The 7,791-nt window shown below is 57.2% G+C and carries 8 protein-coding genes; 7 read left to right on the top strand and 1 reads right to left on the bottom strand.

Going from position 1 to position 7,791, the window contains the following annotated elements; all coding sequences use genetic code 11:
- Positions 1-172 precede the first annotated feature (172 nt).
- Entirely contained in the window at positions 173-304 is a 132-nt protein-coding gene (locus tag AXE65_RS14295; protein WP_275574864.1) for a hypothetical protein, read from the bottom strand.
- A gap of 179 nt (positions 305-483) precedes the next feature.
- Here AXE65_RS14295 and AXE65_RS06680 point away from each other — a divergent pair, with 179 nt between their 5' ends.
- From AXE65_RS06680 to AXE65_RS06650, 7 genes are all read left to right on the top strand, one after another.
- The gene (locus AXE65_RS06680; protein WP_068389837.1) at positions 484-1,269 is read left to right on the top strand and encodes a PFL_4669 family integrating conjugative element protein; all 786 of its coding nucleotides are present in this window, start codon (positions 484-486) and stop codon (positions 1,267-1,269) included.
- Complete coding sequence (locus tag AXE65_RS06675; protein WP_068389834.1) at positions 1,266-1,781, top strand: DUF3158 family protein; 516 nt, start codon at positions 1,266-1,268, stop codon at positions 1,779-1,781. Before AXE65_RS06680 ends, AXE65_RS06675 begins: the two co-directional genes overlap by 4 nt.
- The gene (locus AXE65_RS06670) at positions 1,778-2,716 is read left to right on the top strand and encodes a DNA-methyltransferase (RefSeq protein ID WP_068389831.1); all 939 of its coding nucleotides are present in this window, start codon (positions 1,778-1,780) and stop codon (positions 2,714-2,716) included. The genes AXE65_RS06675 and AXE65_RS06670 overlap by 4 nt, the downstream gene beginning before the upstream one ends.
- Before the next feature lie 34 nt (positions 2,717-2,750).
- Positions 2,751-3,143, top strand: a complete 393-nt coding sequence (locus AXE65_RS06665) for a single-stranded DNA-binding protein (protein ID WP_068389855.1) — start codon at positions 2,751-2,753, stop codon at positions 3,141-3,143.
- Between the two features lie 202 nt (positions 3,144-3,345).
- Positions 3,346-5,343, top strand: a complete 1,998-nt coding sequence (locus tag AXE65_RS06660) for a DNA topoisomerase III (protein ID WP_068389827.1) — start codon at positions 3,346-3,348, stop codon at positions 5,341-5,343.
- Between the two features lie 42 nt (positions 5,344-5,385).
- Positions 5,386-5,817 (top strand): hypothetical protein, encoded by a 432-nt coding sequence (locus AXE65_RS06655; protein WP_153015406.1) that lies wholly within the window; start codon positions 5,386-5,388, stop codon positions 5,815-5,817.
- Positions 5,818-6,007: 190 nt separating this feature from the next.
- The gene (locus tag AXE65_RS06650; protein WP_068389820.1) at positions 6,008-7,579 is read left to right on the top strand and encodes an ATP-binding protein; all 1,572 of its coding nucleotides are present in this window, start codon (positions 6,008-6,010) and stop codon (positions 7,577-7,579) included.
- The last annotated feature ends 212 nt before the right edge of the window (positions 7,580-7,791 follow it).

The raw sequence follows: 7,791 nt of genomic DNA, 5'->3' as shown, positions 1-7,791 counted from the left end.
AAAACAGCGCTCCTTGGCCGTGTATGGAGCTATCCCCAGGGGATAGTTTCCACTGAGCACAGCGATTGAAGGGTGCTCAATCAGGTACAAGTTTTGGTGATAGCTTCTTGGCATGCCATGAGTCTGTCTCCGAGGTCTGTTTGATGTGCAGGCGTTACGGTCTGCAAAACAGTCAGGCGGCATTGACCATATCGAAGGTTGCGGCACCCGCGCCGCCGTTGAAGCCGCACGCGCCAAGTTCGTGCCGCCTGCATAGGCGCGGCACTTTTCCAGTGACATCCACTGGAGCGACGGCGGAACACACAGCCTATCCAAAACAGCGCTTTATGGCGCTCAGTGGAAGTGTCCCCTGGGGACACTTTTGACCAATAAGCATTTACGCGGAAAACAACCGGGAGCATCCCGATTGCGGTTTATTGACTGACAGCCTTCCCGCTCATCTTGAAACTGACGGCTCGTTTATTTCTACCGCGAGCCGTCACCATGTCCAATCCCGAATCCTTGCAACTGAACCTCGGTTCCCTGCGCAGCAATATGTCGCTGACGCTGCATACCCACCACGCCTCACGTATCTGGCATGGCCGGGCGGCCAGCGAAAGGCAGGCGGCGATTGTCGGGCTGAACGGCTATATCGCTGCAATGAACAAGATGAAGCGCGGCAGCGAGCAGGACGATCCGTATTCCGACTGGTGGATGCTGCGCATTGAAGACAAACTCGACCAGACCAAGGCGACCTTGCAAATCCTGCGTGAACAGGTCGAACAAGTGCTTGTCAATGTCCCACCGGCCTTGGATTTGGGCGAGAACCTGAACGTGCAGCCGGTGAAACTGCCGCTGTTTATCAGCGCCCAACTGGGCTTTGCCGCAGTTTACCTGCTGGCCGAATACGACGACATCGCTCGCAAACTGCTGTTGGCGCATCACGCGGCGCTGATTGACCGCCCCACACTGGACGGCTGGCTTAACGACGGTGCGCACGCTTTGCGCAGTCTGTTTGCGCTGGCACAGCATTACCGTTACTCCGGCTGCACCCGCGACGATTTTGCCGCCAATAACGCCGCTGCCCGTGCCGCGCTGGAAAAGTTTGGCGAACTGCCGCAAGACGTACTCGAAGGCACCCGTCGCAGCCGCTTTGCGCCGCCCATTGTGCGGCGAGGGGGATTACAAACAAAGAATGACAGCACGTCGGCACCTGAGACAGAGGACATCGAAGTCACAGCGTCCAGCGAAGCCGAACGGGTTGTATCCGATCATGAGGAATCCGCATGACCCCGTGCGACAGCCCCCAACCCAGACACTTCCAACCGCTGGAACAGACCGCCTTCCGACGGCTGGAACACGCAGCCTACCTAAAAGGCCTTTTAAAGCCTTTTAAAGGTAAGGGGAGTTTGAAAGTCTGGGCCAACCAGTGCGTAGCGCTGCGCGATGCAATGATGGGTTTGGCAGAACATCACATCCTGCCACAGGTTCGCAGCTACCCCTACAGCCTGCTGGGTGTGCAACTGGCCCAACAACACACTGGCGCAGGCACAACCTTTCTGCGCTGGCGCAACCTCGACCGTTCGGCGATGGGCGTGGTGCTGTGGCAGCAGGTGATGATGAGTCCGGCAACCCCAACGACGCTGATTGATGACCTTTACGTCATCGAACAACAACGCATCGTGCTGAATATGCAAATCAGTTTGCTGCATACGCTGGCACGGCAGGCACGAGAATGCGCCAACAAGGTAGCGGCTGCCGAGAACGTATATCTGCGCCGAATGGCAGAGGCTGCACAATGAGGCCGTCCCCCGAACACTGGCTGGACAAAACCCACGCGGGTGATTGCCTGGGATTACTGCAACGCATGCGTGATGATGGTGTGCAGGTGCAGACCTGCATTACCAGCCCGCCGTATTTCCGGCTGCGCAGCTATCTGCCATCAAACCATCCCGATAAACCGCTGGAAATCGGCGCGTGTGCAACGCCCGAACAGTACATAGACCGTCTGGTGCAGGTTTTTCGCGTGGTGCGCGAAATCCTCACCGATGACGGCACGTTGTGGATTGTCATCGGTGATAGCTACGCAGGCAGTCGCAGCGCCCGCTCTGGCAGTGTTTATATCGGCGGCAAGCATGGCAAAGCGCAAGCAGCAGTCAACAGGATTACACCCGTCGGCGACATCAAACCCAAAGACCTGCTCGGCATCCCGTGGCTGCTGGCATTCGCCTTGCGCCGTGATGGTTGGACGTTGCGCCAGGACATCATCTGGCACAAACCCAACGCCATGCCCGAAAGCATGACCGACCGCTGCACCCGTTCGCACGAATACCTGTTTTTGCTGTCCAAATACCCGCGCTATTACTTTGACCAGACCGCCATGCAGGAACCCGCTGCATATCCGCGCGGACCGGGCAATCTACATCCCGCACGCCAACCACCGCATGAGCATTTACGGCTACGCAGCAATCTGCACAACATCGGGACGCGTGCTGTTCGCAACAAACGCGATGTCTGGACGGTCGCCACCGGCGGTTTCAAAGGCAGTCATTTCGCCGTCTTTCCGGCCAGATTGATTGCGCCTTGTGTACTGGCGGCCTCGCGTGTGGGCGACACCGTGCTTGACCCGTTTATGGGCAGTGGTACTACGGCTGCCGTGGCGTTGCAACACCAACGCCACTTTATCGGCTGCGAGCTTGTTCATGAATTTATCGCGCAACAGCGTCTGCATGTTTGATGCAGGATTTTTCCACCCAACCGGAGTTTTTGATATGAGCACCTATTTCAGCGGCGAAGGCAATATCGGTTCCGCGCCCGAATACCGCGAGTTCCCTAGCGGCAATGAGGAACCACGCCGACTGCTGCGGTTAAACGTTCATTTTGATAATCCCGTACCAACCGGCGATGGAGAATTTGGAGACCGTGGCGGTTTTTGGGCACCCGTGGAAATCTGGCACAGGGATGCTGGACATTGGCAAACTCTGTACCAGAAAGGCATGCGGGTATTGGTTCAGGGCCGCATGGTGCGCGACGAATGGGAAGATGCCGACGGCAAGTCGCGCGAGACCTTCAAAGTACAGGCGCGGCGCGTGGGGATTTTGCCCGTGCGCATCGAAACCATCACGCTTACGTCAAAACCGGCGGATGCGCAGCAGAACGAATAAGCGATAGGGAACACGCACCAAACTATCCCCGGGGGATAACGCCATACTGCGCCAAGGAGTTTCGTTTTCCCGTGCTTGAGACCTGTCCCCTGGGGACAGGTCTCAAAAACAGACACGGCCACATTCGGTTTGTTGACTGTCAATTACCGTCATTTCCGACATTCTCCCATCCAGAATTGATTCAACAGGATGCGAATAACCCATGCGGCTGTTTTTATGCGAGAAACCTTCCCAAGGCAAAGACATTGGCCGCGTACTGGGCGCAACCCAGCGCGGCAATGGCTGCCTTAATGGCGCCGGTGTCACCGTGACCTGGTGCATCGGTCATCTGGTTGAAGCCGCCGCGCCCGAAACCTACGATGCACAACTCAAACGCTGGGCTATCGAGCAGCTTCCCATTATTCCCGAGCGCTGGCGGGTGGAGGTCAAACCCCAGACCGCTGCGCAGTTCAAGGTTGTCAAAGCGCTTCTCGCCAAGGCAACCCACCTTATCATTGCCACCGACGCTGACCGCGAAGGCGAGCTGATCGCCCGCGAGATTGTTGAGCTATGCGGTTATCGCGGGTCGATTGAACGGCTGTGGCTGTCTGCATTGAACGATGTGTCCATTCGCGCGGCGTTGAATAAACTGCGGCCATCGAACGAAACCATGCCGCTGTACTACTCGGCGCTGGCGCGTTCGCGGGCAGACTGGCTGGTCGGCATGAATTTGAGCCGCCTGTTTACCCTGCTGGGGCGCAAGGCCGGTTATGACGGTGTGCTGTCCGTCGGGCGTGTGCAAACGCCGACGCTGAAACTGGTTGTGATGCGTGACCGCGAAATTGCCAAGTTTGTCGCTGTGCCGTATTGGGCGATTGACGTGGAGTTATCTGCCAACGCGCAGGCATTTTCTGCACAGTGGCTTGCGCCAAAAACCAGCGCCGATGATGCCGGACGGTGTTTGCAGGAAACCATCGCACAACAAGCCGTGCAGCGCATCCGCAGTGCAGGTACCGCACAAGTTGTCTCCGTCGAAACCGAGAGAATACGCGAAGCGCCGCCATTGCCTTTTGACCTTGGCAGTTTGCAGGAAACCTGTTCAAGGCAGCTTGGTCTTGATGTGCAGGAAACCTTGAATATCGCCCAAAGCCTGTACGAAACACACAAGGCCATCACCTATCCGCGTACCGATTGCGGCTATCTGCCTGAAAGCATGTTGTCCGAAGTCCCCACGGTATTAAACAGCCTGCTCAAAACCGATGCCACGCTGCAGCCTATCATCGGCCAGCTTGACCGCAACCAGCCCTCGCGTGCCTGGAATGACAGAAAAATCACCGCCCACCACGGCATGATTCCTACACTGGAACCGGCCAATCTGGCTGCGATGAACGAGAAAGAATTGGCCGTATATCGGTTGATTCGTGCGCATTATCTGGCACAGTTTCTGCCGCAGCATGAATTTGACCGAACCGTTGCCCGTTTCTCCTGCACGGGTGAAACCCTGCAGGCCACCGGCAAACAAGTCGTTGTACAGGGCTGGCGTTTGGTACTGGCAGAGCCGAAGGATGCGGATAACACACAGCGCAGCCAAAACCTGCCCGCACTACATGAAGGCTTGAGTTGCCAGGTATCCAACGTCGAACTGAAAGCGCTGAAAACTCAGCCACCAAAGCCCTATACGCAAGGCGAGCTGGTCAAGGCAATGAAAGGCGTTGCCCGCTTTGTCACCGATCCGCACTTGAAACAAAAGCTCAAAGACACCACCGGCATCGGCACCGAGGCGACCCGCGCCAATATCATCAGCGGCTTGCTGGCACGCGGGTATCTGCAAAAACAAGGCCGCGCGGTGCGGGCTTCTGATGCCGCATTTACCTTGATTGATACCGTCCCCGCCGCCATTGCCGACCCCGGCACGACGGCGATTTGGGAACAAGCGCTGGACATGATAGAAGCCGGACAGCTTGCACTGGATGCGTTTATCGATAAACAGGCGCAGTGGGTCACGCAGCTTGTTCAGCAATACCGCGATACCGCTTTGACAATCAAGCTGCCCGAATCGCCCGCTTGTCCATTATGCCAAGCAGCCATGCGCCAGCGCAGCGGCAAAAACGGCGCGTTCTGGTCATGCACGCGATACCCTGATTGCAAAGGCACGTTGCCGGTGGATTCCGGCAAAGCCGTGACCATACGCAAGCGTCGCCGAGCATCCCAATCATCTTGACCATTCCCCGTCCTGCATTCCCCGCAGGACAGCCAGCGCGCTTTGCCTTCCAAGATGTGCGCGTTTCGCAAGGCTGCGGAACCAGAAGGCCGATTTCTCCTACGCCTGCGCGTGATTGTTCTGATGATGAGGTTGGCTGCGAAGGGTCTTCTGATGCTTTTCTGGATGAGAGCCATCAGAAGACCCTTTGCGGTCAGCGGTATTCGATGCCTGCACCCGCAGGCGAAACAACGGGTGCCTTTTGTGCGCGGATGTGTGCCAATTGATACCGATTCCAGCCACGACAAGAATCGGGTGCGAGTGCTGAAAACAGCAAACGGTTTAGCGATGGCCGGTGCTGCGTCAGCCCACGGGTGTGTCTCTTTCCCAGCCGAAGGCGTATTCGCCTTCGGCATCTTGGTCTGCTGTCACAAAAAACGCCATGACCGATTGCGTATTGATGCGCGACAAATGCTGATCGCCGCGCCATCCTGATTCCCGCACTTGCTGACTGACTGTCAGCCCTTGCCAGCAGCCAAGGTCGCTCGGGCTGCGTCACGTTTTGACGTGCCGACCACTTTCTTCATCGGGCTTTGCCCATTCCCCCTATCCATCACGGCAAATCGGCTCCATGCGTTCGCGCATCGGGGACGGCTGCGCCTGTTTTTTCCAAGGAGTGACTCCCATGCGTACCATCTCGTTAAAGACCAATCAGCACCGCCTGATTGCCAATCTTCGCCATGCCTTTACCCCGCGTTCCATGCTGGGCGAGTTGTTGCAAAATGCTCGCCGTGCCAAAGCCAAACGTATCGATGTCACGGTGGACGGCGATACCCTGACCGTCAGCGATAACGGCTGCGGCATTGCGGATTTGCAGACGCTTATCTTCATTGCCGAATCCGGCTGGGATGAGCCGACCAAATCCCGCGAAAACGCTTTTGGTCTGGGGGTCTTGTCCACGCTGTATTTCGCCAGAACCTTGAGCGTGCATTCGGGCGAGCAGGCGTTTGCGGCAGAGACAGCGGCCATCATCAACGGTGATGACATCACGGTTCATGCAAAGCCACCGCGCATCGGCACACAAATCCGTCTGAGCGGCGTGCAGTCACCCGACCCCGCCAAGCGCCTGCGCGTTTGGGTCGCCAAAGAGTTGCAGCGGCTGTGCAAAGCCTTTCCGGTTCCTGTGTTTTGCAACGGTGCTGAAATCGCCCGTCCCTTTGCCGATAAAACGTTGCCGTGGCGTAAAACCAAAATGGGCAAGGTGCTGATAGACCTGAAGGCTTCACCCCATCAATGGCGTGCCTTTCTACAGGGCTTGCCGATTGGCGTTAAGGAATCGTACAACGATCATGGCTGGCACCAGACGGTGTTGCTGCCGGATGGCACGCTCGCCAAACTGCCAGATCGGCAACACTTACTCAACGAAGAGCAAGACAAGCGGCGCATTCAGGCCGCTGTCAATACGGCCTACCGCGAGGTATTGATGGAAGCCAAGGCCAGCTTGTCGCCTGAAGCGTTCATCACCCAGCACGCCAGACACTGCCTGGATTCCCGCAATGCCGACCTGCTCAACGATGTGCCGTTTGCATCATTGAACTGGTTTCGGGATTGGGACGATGAACCGGCAGGGTTTCGCCATGACTGGAACCGTTGTTATCGTGACGGCCTGGTTTCGCGCAAGGAAATCGAAGCGCGTGGTGTCTGGCGCATGGCCGCAAGCGACGACGAGCGCGACACCTTTGCCGCGCAGGTTTATCTTCAGGCTGCGCAGGCGTTTGTGCTGGAAGAAGAGCGTCTGGCTCACGGTCACTGGCTGCATGATGCGGCCAAAACCGTTGAACTGCCACGTATCCAGGTGCGTCATGGTGCCATCCGGCACCGCAGCCACGCGGTCGGTCTGGAAGACGCCGTGGAACTGGTTTTGGTCGATAGTCTGCATGTGGGGATGCAGGGGCTGCCTGAATATGTCGTGGATGCAATACGGCATCACGACGTGCTCTATCTCACCACCCAGGCCAATGCCCCTACCCAGCTCGTGTCCGATTACATCTTCAACGAGGCTTACGAGGAAGCGGCTGAAGATAACGATGCTGACCGCATCCGCACCTTTATCGCTATCGCGTGCGAGGATTCGCCTGCCAAGGTACTGACGGCGTTGCTGCCGTATTCCTTGCGCTATGCCGGGCAATCCAAACTCGCCAACGCGAAGGTTCAACTGCGCTTTGATAACGAGGGCAAGTTGATCTGGGTGGATTGAATCGGGTTCGGTGTTTCTCTGCGGCTCCCCCTTATCCGGGGAGCCATTTTTTTGCGCGTCAAAAAAACGGAAAGCAGTGCGTTCGGATTTTTACATGACTGGCCAGTCTCCATGCCTGATGCTGCGTCCATGCGTTGCTGATGTATTCAGCGCATGCCAGCAGTCAAGGGTTTCAGACTGCCGCGAGAGTCTCTCTCGTGCTGCCCGACTTC

It is taken from the genome of Ventosimonas gracilis, assembly GCF_001580025.1.
Lineage (GTDB): Bacteria > Pseudomonadota > Gammaproteobacteria > Pseudomonadales > Pseudomonadaceae > Ventosimonas > Ventosimonas gracilis.
Note: the sequence above shows the minus strand (reverse complement) of the source record. Positions and strands in the feature narration are given on the sequence as shown.

Excerpts from the sequence above, each read along its gene's own strand:
- AXE65_RS06660 (WP_068389827.1), top strand. The coding sequence starts at position 3,346 with ATGCGGCTGTTTTTATGCGAGAAACCTTCCCAAGGCAAAGACATTGGC.
- AXE65_RS06680 (WP_068389837.1), top strand. The coding sequence starts at position 484 with ATGTCCAATCCCGAATCCTTGCAACTGAACCTCGGTTCCCTGCGCAGC.
- AXE65_RS06665 (WP_068389855.1), top strand. The coding sequence starts at position 2,751 with ATGAGCACCTATTTCAGCGGCGAAGGCAATATCGGTTCCGCGCCCGAA.
- AXE65_RS06650 (WP_068389820.1), top strand. The coding sequence starts at position 6,008 with ATGCGTACCATCTCGTTAAAGACCAATCAGCACCGCCTGATTGCCAAT.
- AXE65_RS06675 (WP_068389834.1), top strand. The coding sequence starts at position 1,266 with ATGACCCCGTGCGACAGCCCCCAACCCAGACACTTCCAACCGCTGGAA.
- AXE65_RS06670 (WP_068389831.1), top strand. The coding sequence starts at position 1,778 with ATGAGGCCGTCCCCCGAACACTGGCTGGACAAAACCCACGCGGGTGAT.